Source organism: Amycolatopsis sp. TRM77291 (genome assembly GCF_054166285.1).
On sequence record NZ_JBSZHF010000001.1, the window covers coordinates 3,345,111 to 3,361,535 of the forward strand.

General features: G+C 63.9%; 16 protein-coding genes. 7 read left to right on the forward strand and 9 right to left on the reverse strand.

Annotated elements, in window-relative coordinates; all coding sequences use genetic code 11:
* Positions 1-95: 95 nt before the first annotated feature.
* Positions 96-326, forward strand: coding sequence for a LysR substrate-binding domain-containing protein (locus tag ACXIZN_RS15710; RefSeq protein WP_457960523.1), 231 nt, complete (start codon positions 96-98; stop codon positions 324-326).
* A gap of 26 nt (positions 327-352) precedes the next feature.
* On the opposite strand, the gene ACXIZN_RS15715 is transcribed toward ACXIZN_RS15710, so the two are convergent.
* The 7 genes from ACXIZN_RS15715 to ACXIZN_RS15745 all read right to left on the reverse strand — a co-directional run bounded on the left by ACXIZN_RS15715 (position 353) and on the right by ACXIZN_RS15745 (position 6,991).
* On the reverse strand, positions 353-1,291 hold the full coding sequence (locus tag ACXIZN_RS15715; protein WP_457955282.1) for a LysR substrate-binding domain-containing protein: 939 nt from the start codon (positions 1,289-1,291) through the stop codon (positions 353-355).
* A 58-nt stretch (positions 1,292-1,349) separates the two neighbouring features.
* Positions 1,350-2,834, reverse strand: coding sequence for a CoA-acylating methylmalonate-semialdehyde dehydrogenase (locus ACXIZN_RS15720; protein ID WP_457955283.1), 1,485 nt, complete (start codon positions 2,832-2,834; stop codon positions 1,350-1,352).
* A gap of 45 nt (positions 2,835-2,879) precedes the next feature.
* Positions 2,880-3,779, reverse strand: a complete 900-nt coding sequence (locus tag ACXIZN_RS15725; RefSeq protein WP_457955284.1) for an MFS transporter — start codon at positions 3,777-3,779, stop codon at positions 2,880-2,882.
* Positions 3,779-4,306, reverse strand: a complete 528-nt coding sequence (locus tag ACXIZN_RS15730; RefSeq protein ID WP_457955285.1) for an MFS transporter — start codon at positions 4,304-4,306, stop codon at positions 3,779-3,781. Before ACXIZN_RS15730 ends, ACXIZN_RS15725 begins: the two co-directional genes overlap by 1 nt.
* A complete protein-coding gene (locus ACXIZN_RS15735) occupies positions 4,303-5,280 on the reverse strand; it encodes an NAD(P)H-dependent flavin oxidoreductase (protein WP_457955286.1) in 978 nt (325 codons plus the stop codon). Before ACXIZN_RS15735 ends, ACXIZN_RS15730 begins: the two co-directional genes overlap by 4 nt.
* 532 nt (positions 5,281-5,812) lie before the next feature.
* Positions 5,813-6,181, reverse strand: a complete 369-nt coding sequence (locus tag ACXIZN_RS15740; RefSeq protein ID WP_457955288.1) for a hypothetical protein — start codon at positions 6,179-6,181, stop codon at positions 5,813-5,815.
* Between the two features lie 345 nt (positions 6,182-6,526).
* Positions 6,527-6,991 (reverse strand): DUF4238 domain-containing protein, encoded by a 465-nt coding sequence (locus ACXIZN_RS15745; protein ID WP_457955290.1) that lies wholly within the window; start codon positions 6,989-6,991, stop codon positions 6,527-6,529.
* Positions 6,992-8,797: 1,806 nt separating this feature from the next.
* On the opposite strand from ACXIZN_RS15745, the gene ACXIZN_RS15750 reads away from it, so the two are divergent.
* A complete protein-coding gene (locus ACXIZN_RS15750) occupies positions 8,798-9,157 on the forward strand; it encodes a hypothetical protein (protein ID WP_457955291.1) in 360 nt (119 codons plus the stop codon).
* 61 nt (positions 9,158-9,218) lie between these two features.
* On the opposite strand, the gene ACXIZN_RS15755 is transcribed toward ACXIZN_RS15750, so the two are convergent.
* Positions 9,219-9,677 carry a hypothetical protein gene (locus tag ACXIZN_RS15755; RefSeq protein ID WP_457960742.1) on the reverse strand — a complete coding sequence of 153 codons (459 nt, stop codon included), beginning with the start codon at positions 9,675-9,677 and terminating at the stop codon, positions 9,219-9,221.
* Here ACXIZN_RS15755 and ACXIZN_RS15760 point away from each other — a divergent pair.
* Positions 9,629-10,312 (forward strand): tyrosine-type recombinase/integrase, encoded by a 684-nt coding sequence (locus ACXIZN_RS15760; RefSeq protein WP_457955292.1) that lies wholly within the window; start codon positions 9,629-9,631, stop codon positions 10,310-10,312. The genes ACXIZN_RS15755 and ACXIZN_RS15760 overlap by 49 nt on opposite strands.
* Before the next feature lie 296 nt (positions 10,313-10,608).
* The gene (locus ACXIZN_RS15765) at positions 10,609-12,456 is read left to right on the forward strand and encodes a zinc-ribbon domain-containing protein (protein ID WP_457955294.1); all 1,848 of its coding nucleotides are present in this window, start codon (positions 10,609-10,611) and stop codon (positions 12,454-12,456) included.
* A 54-nt stretch (positions 12,457-12,510) separates the two neighbouring features.
* Here ACXIZN_RS15765 and ACXIZN_RS15770 read toward each other — a convergent pair whose 3' ends face one another.
* Positions 12,511-13,578 (reverse strand): HigA family addiction module antitoxin, encoded by a 1,068-nt coding sequence (locus ACXIZN_RS15770; RefSeq protein WP_457955295.1) that lies wholly within the window; start codon positions 13,576-13,578, stop codon positions 12,511-12,513.
* Positions 13,579-14,096: 518 nt separating this feature from the next.
* Here ACXIZN_RS15770 and ACXIZN_RS15775 point away from each other — a divergent pair.
* Genes ACXIZN_RS15775 through ACXIZN_RS15785 form a run of 3 tightly spaced genes read left to right on the forward strand, consistent with a single transcriptional unit; the run spans position 14,097 to position 15,952 of the window.
* A complete protein-coding gene (locus tag ACXIZN_RS15775; RefSeq protein WP_457955297.1) occupies positions 14,097-14,360 on the forward strand; it encodes a multiubiquitin domain-containing protein in 264 nt (87 codons plus the stop codon).
* Entirely contained in the window at positions 14,335-15,543 is a 1,209-nt protein-coding gene (locus tag ACXIZN_RS15780) for a ThiF family adenylyltransferase (protein WP_457955299.1), read from the forward strand. The genes ACXIZN_RS15775 and ACXIZN_RS15780 overlap by 26 nt, the downstream gene beginning before the upstream one ends.
* Positions 15,521-15,952 carry a DUF6527 family protein gene (locus ACXIZN_RS15785; RefSeq protein ID WP_457955301.1) on the forward strand — a complete coding sequence of 144 codons (432 nt, stop codon included), beginning with the start codon at positions 15,521-15,523 and terminating at the stop codon, positions 15,950-15,952. Before ACXIZN_RS15780 ends, ACXIZN_RS15785 begins: the two co-directional genes overlap by 23 nt.
* Positions 15,953-16,425 lie beyond the last annotated feature (473 nt).

A 16,425-nucleotide genomic window follows, 5' to 3' on the forward strand; every position in this document is an offset into this window, starting at 1 on the left:
CCGCCCCCGCCCCCGCCCCCCCCCCCCCCCCCCCCCCCCCCCCCCCCACGACCGGCCCGTGGTCGTGGCCGGCGAACGACGGACCGGCAACGGTCATTGAGACCACTAACTTCGACGAGTGGATCGAATCCGTCGCCGCCGACCGCGGCATCGGCGTCGTCCCCGAGGTCGCCATGCGACGGAACATCCACCCTGCCGTCCGGTTCATTCCGCTCCCCGACGCACCGCCGAGCCCGGTGGCACTCGTGTTCCGTCCCCACGTCCACGAGACCATGCTCCGGCACTTCGTTGACATCTCGCTCACTTCCGCCGGGGCGCACTCCTGACGACGGAGTGAGGGTGGTGCCGGCGCTCATGCGGTGGTACTGACGGAGTGGAGCCCGGGCGGAGCGACCACGATGTCGATGCGCTCGAGGAACCGCATCATCGCCGGGCCGAGTGGTGCGTCAGCTCTCCGGACGAAGATGGTTTCCGCGCGGCCCTGGCCCTCCGGCAACGGTTGGATGCGTAGGTGCTTGCGCAGCGCAGACGTACGCACCACGTTCGCCGGCAGCAGGGTCACCCCCATCCCCGCCGCCACACAGCCGAGAATTCCTTCTAGCGATCCGAATTCGACGAGCGAAGGAACCACACCTTCAGGAGATGTCGTGAGGCTGACCAGATTCTTCCGGTAACGGCATCCCTCGCGGAAGACCAGCAGCCGCATGCGTGTTCCTTCCTCGTCCCGCCGAGTTTCCGAGGCCGTCCCTGCCCGCGCGGACCAGGACGGCTGCGCCCTGCGACGCGAGGAGACGAGGACAAGCTCCTCCACGAACACGGTCCGTTCCTCAAGGGTGTGCGCGCCTACCGGCCCGGCGACAAACGCGCCGTCCAGGCGGTGATCGAGGACGTCGCGCACAAGGTCATCAGTGGGACCGGTCCGGAGGCTGACGTCGACGCGAGGGCAGTCCTCGGCGAAGTCGGCGAGCAGCTCAGGCAGTCGCCAGCCCGCGGTGGTCTCCATGGAGCCGAGAGCGAGGTGACCCACCGGGTCGTCGGCATCTGCGATGACGTTGACGCTCTCCTGCATCAGCCGGACGATGCGGCGCGCATAGGGCAGGAAGATCTCTCCGGCGCCAGAGAGCGTCACGCCGCGGGCATGCCGGTGAAAGAGCTGCGCTCCCACTCGGTGCTCCAACGCGCGAAGCCGGGTGCTCACGTTGGACTGCACGGTGTGGAGCCGCTCTGCCGCACCGGAAATGCTCTGTGACTCCGTGATGGCGAGGAAGAGGGCGAGGTCGGTGGTCTCCATGGATGCTCCTTCCCGGCACGCGGGCGGGTACCGCACCGCCCGCGTGCGCTGCTTCCGGTCAGTCGTTGGCCGGGAATCCCATGTTGATCTGGCTTTCTGAGGCCAGCGGCCAGCGAGAGGTCACCACCTTGCTACGGGTGTAGAAGTGGATGCTTTCGGGCCCGTAGACGTGCGCGTCGCCGAACAACGACTCTTTCCACCCGCCGAAGGAGTAAAAGCCGACCGGAACCGGGATGGGCACATTGACACCGACCATGCCGGCCTCGACGTCGAACGTGAATTCGCGTGCGGACCTGCCATCTCGGGTGAAGATGGCAGCACCGTTGCCGTAGGGATTCTGGTTGATCAATTCGAGCGCGTCCTCATAGGTGTCCGCGCGCAGGACGGCGAGAACCGGGCCGAAGATCTCGTCGTCGTAGACCGCCATCCCTGGCCGGACGTGGTCGATGAGGCTGACCCCGATGAAGAACCCGTCGTTGTCGAAAACCCTCTCCCTTCCGTCCACGACGATGGTGGCGCCGTCGTCGACGGCGGAGTCGAGGTAGGAGGCGACCCGGTCCCGGGCTTGACGGGTGATCAGCGGCCCCATGTCGGAGTCCGGCGAGGTGCCCGGACCGATGGTGAGCTTGTCGATGCGCTTGCGGACCAATGCGATCAGCTCGTCGGCGATGTCACCCACCGGAACCAGGACGCTGATCGCCATGCAGCGTTCTCCCGCCGAACCATATGCGGCCGAGACCGCGGCGTCGGCGGCCGCATCGAGGTCGGCATCGGGAAGCACGAGCATGTGATTCTTGGCACCGCCCAAAGCCTGGACCCGCTTGCCGCCGCGTGCCGCGCGCTCGTAGATGTCCCGCGCGATCGGCGTGGACCCGACGAAGCTGACGGCGCTCACGTTCTCGTGATCGATAAGCGTCTCAACCGCCTCACGATCACCGTACACGACATTGAGAATTCCGTCGGGCAGGCCCGCCTGGGTGAACAGCTCGGCGATCAGCACCGAGGCCGAGGGGTCCCGCTCGCTGGGCTTGAGGACCACCGCGTTGCCGCAGGCGATCGCGGACGCGACCATCCACAGTGGAACCATCACCGGGAAGTTGAACGGCGTGATGCAGGCGACCACACCGACAGGCTGGAGTGCCTGGTGCACATCGATGCCACGGGAGACCTGCTCGGAGTGGGCCCCCTTCATCAGGTGGCCGATGCCGGAGGCGAACTCGACGTTCTCCAGGCCCCGGCTGATCTCACCAAGGGAGTCGCCGAGCACCTTGCCGTGCTCGGAAGTGACGATGGCCGCAAGCTCGTCTTTGCGCTCGTCCAGTGCTTGCCGAACCCGGAAGAAGACGTCTGCGCGCTTGGTCAGGCTCGTGCGACGCCATTCGCGCTGGGCACGGCGTGCGGTTTCGACCGCGGCCTCGACCTCGTCGACGGCCGCAAGGCAGACCTGCTTCTCGGCGGTGCCGGTCGCCGGATCGAATACTGGTGCCTTGCGTCCACTGCCGATGACCTGCTTGCCGTCGATGTAGTGCGGGATGGTGTGCATGGAATTCTCTTCTCCAGGAGGTGTGGGCGAGTGGATGGGTAGCAATCAGGTCGCCGGACGGTCAGCCACGGGTGCCTCCGTGATGGAGGACGCGGGTGATTCGGGAGCGCGTCGGTCAGCCGCTTCCCAGGCCCGGAGTGACACCGCACCGTGTGCCCCCTTGCGAAGCAGGATCAGCGCCACGAGTGCGGACACGGCGGTCACCACGATGGGATAGGTGAGGCCGTCGAGCGATGACGCACCTCCGGTCATGGACAACGCGATGAGGGGGGTCAAACCACCAAAGACGCCTGTGCCCAGCTGGTAGGCGACCGAGATGCCGGTATAGCGGATCTGGGGCGGGAAGAGCTCGGCGAGGTAGGCCGCGGTCGGTCCGTACACCATGGTGACGAACAGGACCTGGATGGTGACAGCCGCGGACACCTGGATAAAACGACCCTCACTCGCGCCGTCACGCATCCAAGCGAAGAGCGGTACGTACGACACAGCCGACAGCAATAGCCCCGCGACGATGAAACGCAGCCGGCCGAGTGTGTCGGAGAGCCGCCCGAAGAGCACGAAGAAGGGTGTGCCGATCACCAACGCGACGCCGACGCACAGGTTCGCCGCCAGGAAATCCATTTTCATCGCGGTCTGCAGGAAGTACAACGAGTAGAACTGGCTGGTGTACCAGGCCACGCCGAGACCGGCGGTGACTCCGAAGAGGACGGTCGCGACCAGGCGGAGAGCGCTGGGGACGGCCAAGGTGTCCTTGATCGGGGAGCGGGACAGCGTTCCTGTTGACCGCATCCGCTCGAACACGGGGGATTCGTGGATCTTCAGCCGGACCATCAGGGAGAACAGCACCAGGACGGCCGAGAGCAGAAACGGAATGCGCCAGCCCCAGGCTGCGAAGCTGCTTTCGCCCAGTGCCAATCGGCAGACCACGATGACGGCGATGGACATCAAGAGGCCCAGCGTTGCGGTGGTCTGGAGAAACTCGTGTAGAACCCGCGCCGATGAGCGGGTGCGTGCTCGGCGATGTAGATCGCGGCCCCGCCGTACTCGCCGCCGATCGCCAGACCTTGGAGCAGACGCAGCAGCACCAACGTGATCGGCGCACCCAGGCCGATCACGTCGTATGTGGGCAGCAACCCGGTCAACGTCGTGGCGGCACCCATGACGAGCAGGGTCGCGAGGAAGGTCCGCTTGCGACCGACGCGGTCGCCCATCCTCCCGAACAACAGAGCGCCCAATGGCCGGACCACGAAGCCTGTGCCGAACGCGGCGACGGTGACGAGCAGAGCCACCGCCTGATTACCCTGCGGGAAGAAGTAGCCGGAGAAGACCACGGCGAGGCTGCCGTAGATGTAGAAGTCGTACCATTCGATCAGGGTGCCCACGCTGGACGCGGTCACGATCTTGCGCAGTGCGGAAGTGCTGTGGCTGTCCTCTTCCGGCGCGGAGCCGGGCGCGGCCGTCGTGTCACTCATGAGCGCACCCGGTCCAGAACGGCAACCGCCGTGGTCACCATCGACTCGACGATGGCGTCGGCCGGCTCGATCGAGTGGACGAGGCCGATGGCTTCGCCGACGATCAGGTTGGCGGTCTCGAAATCCTGGTCACGCACCGCTATCTCGAACTTCTCGCGGGCCGAGTCGACTGCTACCCACAGGTCCTTCTCACGACCATGCCATGTGTCCACGAACTTGTTGTGCAGCACCCGTCCGGTGTATTCGGAAGGCCAGTCCTTGCCGCGGACGATGTCGAACACGGACTGCCGGATGGTGTCGTCGCCGCTCAGTCCGACGCCACGTCGGTGTGCCTGCTCGCTCATGGCGGCTTCCTTACTCGCCCAGAGCCGGGTTCCGACCACAACACCCTGGGCGCCCAGAGCAAGGGCAGCCGCCAGCCCGCGGCCGTCGGCGACGCCGCCAGAAGCGAGAACCAGCGCGTCGAAGCCGCGGCGGTCGACGAGGTCGACCAGGTCAGGCACCAGCGTGAAGGTCGAACGGGTGCCGATACCATGCCCGCCCGCTTCGCCACCCTGAGCGGCGAGTACGTCGGCACCCACATCCAGGGCGCGACGAGCGTGCTCCAGGTTCCCGACCTGGCAGATCAGCGGCACACCCGCAGCCTTGATCGCGGCAGCGAACGGTGCAGGGTCACCGAAAGACAGAAAGACGGCCGCCGGCTTTCGCTCGAGCACCAGGTCGAGCAACGTGGGTTGCCTGGCCAAGGACCACGTGATGAACCCGCAGCCGATGCGAGCGTCGCTGCCGCTGTCGAGCTGATCCAGTTGTCGGGTCAGCCACTCACTCTCCCCATATCCGCCACCGAGCAGGCCGAGGCCGCCGGCCCGGGACACTGCGTTGGCAAGGCACGCATCCGCGACGTAGTCCATCGGCGCGAGGACGACCGGGTGGCGGAGGCCAAGCCGGGTCGTGAGCTCGGTCGTCAGGGTCATGGTGCCTCCCATAGGATCGTTTCCAGCGATAGCCGCACGGGCCGAGCGGACAAACAGACGCTAGTTGTGGTCCGCGCAACAGGACCAACGGTTCTTTGCGCTCGCTTCCATCGCAAAAACAGATGGCTTCCGCGAAGGCCGACCTCGACGACGCTCGAGCGTGGACGATACGGCAGGAGCCCGTCGGGGAGAAATGCTTCGCGCGCACGTCTCATGCGTGGGGGTTATAACTGTTGGCGCAGGACAGGCCGACCCGATTGGTCAGCTCGATCCGGGCTTTCCATTTCCTTCGGTCGAGAGTTCAACAAGGGGATTACTCCCCGTGTGACACGGTCTCGTGCCACAGCACAGGGCGGGTCACCGTGCTGTGGCGGGCGAGATGCTTTCGCCATACGACGCTGCCCGTGTAGGCAGGCACGACGTACTGCCGAGGAAGCGCCGGCCCACCGGGGAGCACACGCCGTCGAACACGACGACCACGTCGTAACGCCACCGGGCACCACTGCCGGACTCGGCAATGACCTCGTCGCCGTTATCGGTCAGGCCGGTGATCTCGACGCCGAAAACGACGCGCGCCACCCTTTTCCGCGGCCCGGTAGAGAATTTCGTGCACGTCCTTGCGTGCGAGCCCGCAATTCGGTGGCACACCCTCGATACCAAGGGTCGAAGGCGCGAGCACGATCCGCTCGTCGTGCCGGTCGCGGTAGTCGTTGCCGTCAAAGACATAGCCGGCTGCCAGCACTTCGTCGCGCAAGCCGAGCGCGTCCAGCGCCCGCAGGGAGTTGCCGGGTTGATTGATGCCGACCCCGAGCACGCCTGCCGACTCGCGGCTGTCGGCCACGTCGACCGCGAACCCGCGTCTGCCGAGAGCAGCAGCGGCGGCGACCGCCGATTCCGGCACCCACCACGAGAACGTTCGCCACCGCCATGTTGACTCCTTCGTCACCCGGCTGGTCCGCCGCCGTCGCCGACGAGACTAGGAATTCGTTCCAGTGGCGATCGACATCCCTTTTGACATAACCACGACACCGTCGTAGCGCACCGCAGTCCGGTCGGCTGGCACACGACCGTCGGGGACAACCGTGTGAATCTGTTCGGAGAGGGCCACTGCAATCTGCCGGTTCGACGGAACCGGCAGATACGCCGAATCGGATATCGAATTGAATGGTTTCCATCGGGTGGCCTCACATCTGCGGAATCCGGCCACCGTCGGCGCGCTGGCTCTAGCTCTGTGAACGGCCGTGCATCACTGCCACCACCTCGGCACGGGCCAATCAGGCTGAAGCTCGGTGTTGGCCCACCGATTCGGCCGGTAGGTGCGGATGATCTCCTTGTCCGCGTCCGAATCCAGGCCGATTCGCTCGATCTCCGTCGGTGCGGCGGACGGCGGAATCTGACGATGGCGGGCCGTGTTCCGCGATGGGCGTTCGAAGGCCCACCGTGACGCGTTGGCCAAGATCTCGAGATTCACGTCGGCGGCCTCGGTGTGATCGAGTTCATGAGCGCCACGAGGTGCGATATCAGGACGAAACATCACAAGCACAGCATCCGGCGCGAGCGGGAACACGACAACACCCGCCGTCGTGACGCCTGGACGTTCGGCACGGGGCTGTCCAGGCCCCCCGATCAGGACGACCGGTTCGTCGCAGGTGAGCAGGACCGGAGGAGTGCGGTAAACGACCCAGTTGCGCGCATACAGATACTCAGCCATTCGCTCGGCCGATCTTTGCCGGCAATGGCGAAGCGACCGCCCAGTACCTGACCGAGCGCCAAGGACGGAAGCACTTCATCGGCTTCACGCACGCGGCCACCGGTAGCGTGCAGGACGCGAACCACACCCTCCTCGGCGAACGCTTCGTCGGCACCGACCACGTCTTCCGACTGAACGGCACCCGCGTGGAAGCCTTCTCTGGCGTAGAGACCGCACTATTCGATCTCTTGGCTCACGGAGGAGTGACGCAGTACCGCCACAAGATCTACGAGCACCGCTCCGCCTGGCCCAGCGATTCCTGGGACAGCTCATGGGGCGGCCCGGTATCAATTCACCCGGATGGAACCGTACTCGCCGTACGCCTGCTCCCCTGACGTGACAATCCGTCGCGGAGACGCGAGGCCGACCGCATCAACTTCTTGGCCGATCCCCGACCTCCGCGTCCTCAGAGGTGATTACTGACCTTGTCCAGTTCCTGTCCGCCTGGTCGCGGCGTAATGCCAGACTTTCCGGATTCCTCTTGTTGCCAGCGATGTCCGGAAATGTGCGCGACGAACTCACGAGTATACTTAACGTGAATCCTCGTCTACACGTCGTCTCACCAACATCATGCTCACCTTTGATCAACCGTTCCGATCATCGGAGACGTCCTGGCTGCGCTAACCGCCCTGTCCGACGTTCATCAAGCAACCGTCAATCGTTCGCCTGGTTGAAGGGCGACTTGGCGTCTCCATACGGCTTTATTCGGCTCCACTAGGCACTGCATCTGGCGGGCGAAGCCCGGCGACAAGCCCGATTCGCCGATGACTTCAGCCGGCGATCAGGTCTCTGATGAACGCGGCGATCGCTACGAACATACTCGCCCCAGCGATGGACATCATCGCCCAGTCGTAACCCGGCCTGTCCGCCCTCGAAGACATGGCTGCCGCGCCGCGGACAGCCGAGCTTGGTTGCCGCTCTGGCAAGGCACCACGATCGAAGGTGTCACGCGGCCACATCAAGGTCGGAAGCCCAAGAAAACCCCTACCGCGGACAAGAACAGGAAGCCCGCGCTTGTAACCGACGTGGAAGTCGCACGTGCCGGCGATACCCCGAACAAGCCAGAGACACGGCCGATGCTTGACCGTCTCGACTCTGCAACGAGTCAGCCGAACTACGGTCAAGTAGAGCAGCAAGGCTACGACTGCGAAAAGCAAAGGCTGCCACAGCCGTTCCGAATAAAAATAGTATGCCAGGACCGCGAGAACTACTCCCCAAGCCCTGAACGGAGCCTTACGACGACGTCCTTTTGCCACGGATACCTCCCCACATCGATCGTGGCGGTCGCCTATGCGGAGAAACGACCGCCGCTCGAGTGACGGGGGTGGCACCAGTCGTCCTCCTGATACGACACATGACGTGTCTATGAGCTAATCCTGAGACTGGTGTTATCACCTGTGAAGCATGCGGGTGACAGAAGCTCGATGTGTATCCAGCCAAATTTGAGGCTTGATGACACATGAGCGGCAACTATTGACACCTGGACCACCATGGCACGACTGCCGCCGACGAGTGCAACGAGTGGAGGCTTCCTCTAGCTCGAGGTTCACATAGCCCCTCCCAATCCTCACGAACGGGTGATTCTGGGGTCGCGGGGTTTGCGTCGATCATTCCGGACACCACCATGGCATGGTGGGACAACGCGTCCCCGGGACCGCACGTGCAGTCCGGCCCCGGGAGCAGTTGATCGCGGCACTGGTGCCCGACAGCACCCAGCGCCACCCCCAACCTGCCCGGCTACCGACTCTGCCCGAGCCGCGACTGCCGGTGGAATCAGGCCCTGACCTGCTGATCGGCGCCGTCCGCATCGACCGGACCGGCCGCGTCAACGAACGCCTCCTGTTCCGCGCACTCGGCTGGAACCCAGGCCGACGGCTGGCACTGGACACGCTGCACGGGCTGATCGTGATCGCACCCGACCCGTCCGGCCAGCACGTCATCGACCCGCGCGGAGCCCTCACCCTTCCCGCCGCCGCACGCCACCTGTGCGGGATCGAACCCGACCGGCCCCTCGTCCTCGCCGCCTCGATCCACGAACAACTGCTCATCGTCCACCCCGGCACGACCGTCGCCCACCTCCTGACCGAGCACTACCGCGACGTAACCGGACTGGATCATGACGCCTGACCCCGCCCAGATCCTCGCCGCCCGCCAGACACTCGCCGAACTGGGCGTCACCCTCGCAGACCTACAGGACGAACCAGCCGAGACACCCGGCATCCCCACCCTGGCCGACTACCTCCCCCAGGTCATCGCCGCCGCAGGCCCCGGAGCCGCCCGCACCTACGGCAACTATTGGACACGCATGGCCACAGCCTGGGGCGACCGGCGCCTCGACCAGATCACCGCCACCGACATCGAGGCGATGCAACACGACGCCGCCACCCACGCCCGAACTCGCCGCAACACCCGCAACGGCCGACACGCCAGCGAACACGTCGTCGCGGCCGCCCGCGCGATCTTCAACCGCGCCATCGCCGACGACCTCATCCCCGCCGCGGCCAGCCCCGCCCACCGCGTCCCCAAACCCCGCCGACTCCCCAGCCCACGCCGCGCGCTCACCGCCACCGAACTCGACCACATCAACACCGCCGCCCGTTGCAGTGGCAACGACCCCGTCCTCGACGCACTCCTGCTCCGCCTCCACACCGAAACCGCCTGCCGCCGCGGCGNCCCAAACCCCGCCGACTCCCCAGCCCACGCCGCGCGCTCACCGCCACCGAACTCGACCACATCAACACCGCCGCCCGTTGCAGTGGCAACGACCCCGTCCTCGACGCACTCCTGCTCCGCCTCCACACCGAAACCGCCTGCCGCCGCGGCGGAGCCCTCGCCCTCCGCCTCACAGACCTCGACACCACCCAATGCCTCGTCCGCCTCGCAGAGAAAGGCGGCACACTCCGCTGGCAACCCATCAGCCCACTACTCGCCAGCCGCCTCGCCGACCACGCCACCGCCCGCGGCGCACACGAACCATCCGAGCACCTGCTGCGCTACCGCGACGGCCGAGCACTCACCACCCGACGCTACGACCACCTCTGGAAACGACTCGGCCAGCAACTCCCCTGGATCACCAACCAAGGCATCTCCACCCACTGGCTCCGCCACACCACCCTCACCTGGGTCGAACGCCACTACGGCTACGGCATCGCCCGCGCCTACGCAGGCCACACCGACAACACCGGACCCGCCACCACCACCTACATCAAAGCCGACCTCCAAACCGTCGCCACCGCACTCGCCGCGATGACCGGGCAACCCCACCCACTAGCCCAGCCATAGCAATCATTCGTCGTGGCTTCGTAGGACGAGTTCGGCTTATAACAGACAATCGCTGGTGGCCTCTTGACTCTGCCTGGGCAACCATGTCTCCGTAGGACTGCCTGGACGAACTTCACGCTCAGTGCCCAGGCCGCCCCGCGTCAACATCAACATGCGGCAGGCGTTCACCTCAGCTGCCCCTGGAATTTCCCGATTCCGGCGCATGCCTTGCGACATCGGTCCTTACGTCACGATTTGCTCACGTCGGTCACAAAGATGACCTTGGGGGCGATGAACGGTCGACGACAGGAGGTGCGATGACCCGCGCTGCCATGCAGGAGTGCTCAACCAGCACGTGTTCGAACTCGGCCGCGTTCTCGACGCGAACAAAGCCGGCGTGGTGCCGCGACTGCATCGGCGAGTTCATCTACAACGCTGGACTTCGTGCCGACGAACCATTCCCCGGGCTTCGAGCGTGGTGGCTCACGACATGCTTGACCTGCGGTGTGCAGGCGCACTATCGGCTCGAGCACATCCTCGACAAGAACCGATCCGGCGAGAAGACCTGCCGCGCTTGCTTTTTTCGGCGCTGGGGTACACGCAACGACACAAGCCTACTCAGCACCTTTGAACGAGCGATCAGCGATCTCCTGCAACACACGCCAGAGCAGATCCTCGAAGCAGTCCCGACCGACACAGTCCGCGACTCCCTGAGTTCCAGACAATGGCCGATGGAACGGCTCATGGCTCATCTCGACGCCCACAACTTCGACCTTGTAAGGATCTTCGACGAAGTCATCACATCCAGCACTGTAATGGTGACGAAATGCCGGGCCTGCCAGAAGCTCGCCGTCGACCGCGTCTCCGACACTGGGTGGGGATGCACGTGCTCGCGCAACACCCGAGCTTCGGTCCCCAATACTCCCGCCGCCGCGAAGACCTTCCTTACCGACTCGGAGTCACCAGCCCTCGAGTGGTGGGATCACGATCGGAACGATGAAACGACGCTCAAGGCAGTGACTGTCCGGGCAACTCGTTTGTGTCACTGGATTTGTCCGCAGTGTTCCCTTCGTTTCACGGCGAAGGTCAGGGAGATGGCCCTGGCACCCTCTTGCCCAGATTGCAGGAGCCGGGAGCAGAGCGAATGGCGAGAAACACTGGCGCGCTGGGATGTCACCCCTGTCTCCGAGGTCCCAGAGCTGCTGGCAATGTGGGCAGATGAAGGGTCTCCCCGCGAGGTGATGGTCGGGGACTCGAGGCTTCGACGGTTCCGCTGTGACAGCGGGCACTATCCGCGGATTGCGCCAGGGCGCCTTCTCGACTCGGGCTGTCCACACTGCCGTGGCAAGAAGACCGCCGCAAACAAGAAGTGGCTCGCTGACACCCTTCCCGAGATCGCCGGTCAGTGGCATCCGACCCGAAACGGCAAGCTGACTCCACAGAATGTGGTCTGGGACTCGAAGCGGACAGTGTGGTGGCTTGCAAAATGCTGCGGACACGAATGGCAGGAGTCGGTGCGCGATCGCGACAAGTACCAGCGCCTCCGCTGTCCGAACTGCCGCACCATCCTTGGCTCGCTCGCCTGGCAGAAGCCCGAACTCGCTTCCACCTGGAGCCCCGCGAACCCAGTCAGTGCCTGGCATGTACGCCCGCACGCTACGCTCGCCTTTACACCGGAGTGGGCCTGCCCTAACAATCCAAGGCACGCATGGCAGATGCCTCTGAGCTCGCGTTCGAGCGGCGGCGACTGTCCCGAATGTCGCGAGGCCGGGAAGTCGCGCGTCGAACTGGCCCACTATGAGGCGGCTGTCGACACGTTCGGCCAGGCACGATCCGGCGCGATCTTGCGTACTACCGGGCCCGCGGCCCGCTCCTGGACTGCCGACATCAGCGTCGAGGTCGCGGGGCGCACAGTGGTGATCGAGTATGACGGGGCGTACTGGCATGCCGACAAGTCAGAGGTCGACGAGCGCAAGAGCCGCGACTTTCTTGACGCCGGCTACCCGGTCGTCCGCCTGCGTGAGGACGGGCTCCCGCCCTTGCCCGTCAATCATCCAGAGTACCGGGAGTTCGGCGTTCTTTCGACCGCGCCGCGGCCAGCAGAGGTCATGCACCAGATCCAGGAATGGCTGCATCTGGTGCTAACCGATGGCACTGCGCAGTAGATCAAACAGCATCAGTTACTAGAGCCCGACAGGCTTGTAATGTGGCGTCGATACTCACCACTTTTGCAAGTAGCTGACTGCCGAAGGCGCATCTTTTGCTAGGGCACTACGCCAACTGAGTGACCCGGCGTTCTGCAGCCTGCCTACGATCACGATGGGATGCACACCAAGCAAGTCCGCAGCCCGAGAGAGCCAACTCTGCCCGGGACGCTCTGGCAGCTGCGGCAACTGTCCAGGCAGTATCCACTCAGCAGCAAGCCGGTCTGCTTCTTCTTCAATCTTCCGACCACGAGGATGTTCGTCATCAAGAATGACGCCAGCGTCGATGTGCTTCAATAGAACATGAGCGGTCTCGTGCAGGAGCGTGAAGAGTACTTTGTCGAGCCTATGCCCGCGGCCGGACAGTCCAATGACTGGAGTCCCGCCTAGATCGAACGATGCACCATCGATTTTGCTTCCCGGGAAGGCCTCTACATAGACCAGGCGCACTCCGACCTCAGCAAAACGCGACGGCAATCGGGCAAAGGCAGCAGGCTCTCGCACCTCCCGGCTCAAGTGCTCAGCCAAAGTCGCAAGTGCACTACTAGAGTACGAATTCACGGTACGGGTTCTGGCCAGGCGTCGCACGCAAGCCAGCCAGGTGACTTGAGTCGGGGACACTTGCTCGGCGGCGTTGCTTCGCCGGGCTGCCATCGGGAGTTCTGGAGCTTGCTCCAAATGGTCGATTTCCAGCAGTTCGCACAGCTGCTTCGCTTGTTCATGCAATGCGGCCGCGGAGATGATTCCACGCTTACGCAAGACAGCAAGCGGCGCCCTTTGGTTGAGCAAGGCACGGAGTCGCACATCACCCAGCTGCTGTTGAATCTCACTGTCTTGCCCTTGCCTCCACAAGTGGTATTCATCCTGAAGGCGCAGCCAGTACGCAGGGTTTTGCCCCATGGCGGCCGCGATTTGAGCGGCCGACTCCCGAGTAATCTCTTTCTTACCTGAAATAATCTCCGAAACGACCTGCGCTGGACGGTCGATGATCTCGGCGAACTCCGCTTGAGACCATCCCCAAGCCTCAAGCTCTTCCAAGAGGTGAACACCGACCGGGAACACTTCAACCGGCCTCACTGTCATCGCACTGCCTTCCGAGCTTCAGACGACATGATCTCCACCACTGACACACAGTCAGCCATAGTCGAGTCGAAATCCAGCAACAGCCTCGCCCCATCCGCAAGCTTGATTGAGCATCGTTCCCCGACTCCAGACGCATGGACTCGAAACTCAAGAGACCGCAGCGCCTCGACTTCACTGCGGCCTCCTGCGGCCACCAAGGTCTGATGTCGCCGCCGGACGGCCATCACCACCGACGCCGACCATTCAGCTGACCGGTAGGCCGGGTCGAACACGAGGAGTCGGAGCGTCACGTCGGCGTAACGCACTCGCATGACGACCTCCACCCATCACCTATAGGCCGATGACCTGTACGCACGTCGGAGCGTAGCGGGTGATCACGGCGGGCATACCGTGGACACGCGCGACGTCGATCATAATCGGTTACCTGTATTCATGCCTTCACCCCTTGACTGAAGAGCGCCAGTCAGCTTATGGTACCGCCGATCAGGTCAAATTCTTCAGAGTCAAAGGAGGCCACGATGACCGCGGACACCGCAGCAGGCCGGAAGCACTACGAGATCGTCGTCAACGGCCGCGAGAAGGTTGTCGACACCGACGAAGTCACGTTCGAGCAGCTGGTCCACCTGGCGTTCAACCCTGTGCCCAGCGGACCGAACTGGGTCTTCACCGTCACCTACCGCCGGGGTCACGGTCACAAGCCGGAAGGCACGCTCAAGCCCGGCGAGAGCGTGAAGGTCAAGAAGGGGATGATCTTCAATGTCACAGCGACTGATAAGTCGTGACCCCGCACTGAAGCGTCTGCGCGACGAGGGATACGCCATCGCGATCACCGCCGGCTACCTGGTCATCGACCATGTGCCCTACGTGACACCTCGGCGCGAGGTCTCCTTCGGCACACTCGCGTGCCCGATCAACGCCGCCGGCGACCAGGTCCTGCCGCCACAAGACCACACGATGAGGTTCGTCGGTGAGCAGCCGTCCACGAGCGACGGATCACCCCTCGCGAAGATCATCAACAGCGACGGCAACTTCACCGAAACGATCACACCGGAACTTGTGGCGCACTATTCGTTCTCCAGCAAGCCACAGTCCGGTCAATACACCGACTTCTACGAGAAGGTCACGACCTACACAGCCATCCTCGGCACTGAGGCACACTCGCTCGACCCGACCGCGACCGCGAAGGCCTTCCGCCCGTGCCTGAACGACGGCACGGAGGACTCCGTCTTCCACTACATCGACACTGCGTCCAGTCGCTCCGGCATCAACGCAATCAGCGGCAAGGTCAGCGGCCAGCGAGTCGCCATCGTCGGACTCGGCGGTACCGGCTCCTACATCCTCGACCTGGTCGCGAAGACCTGGATCAGGGAGATCCACCTGTTCGACGGCGACGAACTCCAGCAGCACAACGCGTTCCGCACCCCCGGGGCGCTAGCGAAGGAAGACCTCGAAGAGGTCAAGACGAAGGTCAGCTTCCTCGCCGCCACCTACTCGAAACTGCGGACCGGCATCATCAAGCACGAGTACCCCATCACTGAGACCAACGTCCACGAACTCACCGACATGGACTTCGTGTTCCTCGCCTTGACCGACGGCGCAGCAAAGAAGGCGATCGTCGCCGCGCTCGAAGCGACCGAAATACCCTTCATCGACTGTGGCGTCGGCCTCTACCGAGTCGACGACGCTCTGGCCGGCCAGGTCAGGACCACGACCAGCGCTCCCGATCATCGAGACGTCGCCCGCCAACATATTCCGTTCTCCGACGGCGAACCGGACGAGTACGACCAGAACGTCCAAATCGCCGAGGTGAACTGCCTCAACGCCGTGATGGCTGTACTCAAGTGGAAGAAGCTCAACGGGATCTATCTCGATCTGGACCGCGAGTTCAACAGCGTATACGTGCTGGACGGCAACACCATGATCAACGACACCGGGAAAGCCGATGCGGACCACGATCACACATAAATTCGTCGAGACGGTCCCCGACCATGTCGAGGACGGCATCGTCTACGTCAGCCTCACGTACGCCACCGCGGTCCACCGCTGCTGTTGCGGATGCGGCCACGAAGTCGTCACCCCCCTGCACCCCAAGCAATGGTCGATCACCTTCAACGGCGAGGCGATCTCACTATCGCCATCCATCGGCAACTGGAGCTTCGCCTGCAGGTCCCACTACTGGATACGCGCTGGACACATCCATACCGCCCGCACGTTCACCCGCGCAGAGATCACACACCTACGCGCTGATGACCAAGTCCTGCTCGATCAGCACTACGCTCACCCACCGCAGAGGCCATCCGACGACCCGACCGAGTCCAGTCCTAAATGGCGGGGCGGCATCAAGGCATGGTTCCAACGCCTGCGCCGCCCGTGACACTGCGTCCACACGTAGCTAGGTGGTTCGGACGCGGGCCGGGATCGATGTCCGAAGTGAGTGCTCAGACTACCGGTCCATCAAGCAAGGTCGTGATGAGAACCGGCGGGAACTTCCTGGTCTACACATGTCGACCGCTTCAAGACGCCATTCGAACAACCTCTGAGCATTCCCACAGTACCTAGAAAGTCCATACCGCCCACGCTGTTCACCAGCAGAGCATCCAGCCCGCGCGCCGTCGCGCGAAGATGCCGAGGACGCGTTAGACCTCTGGGAGGCACTATTGGACTACATGTTTGAGCTGACCGCGAAATTCACTGCGTTTCAACAACGGCGCAAGACGCCCGCTGTCAGCGCAGACAAGCAGTGACAGGCCCTCCGACGCTGCTGGGTGGCGCAACGGTCTCGAGGTCATGTATCTTCCACACATGACCTCCCAGAAATTAGGAGATCTGCCAAGGATTCGTGACCGC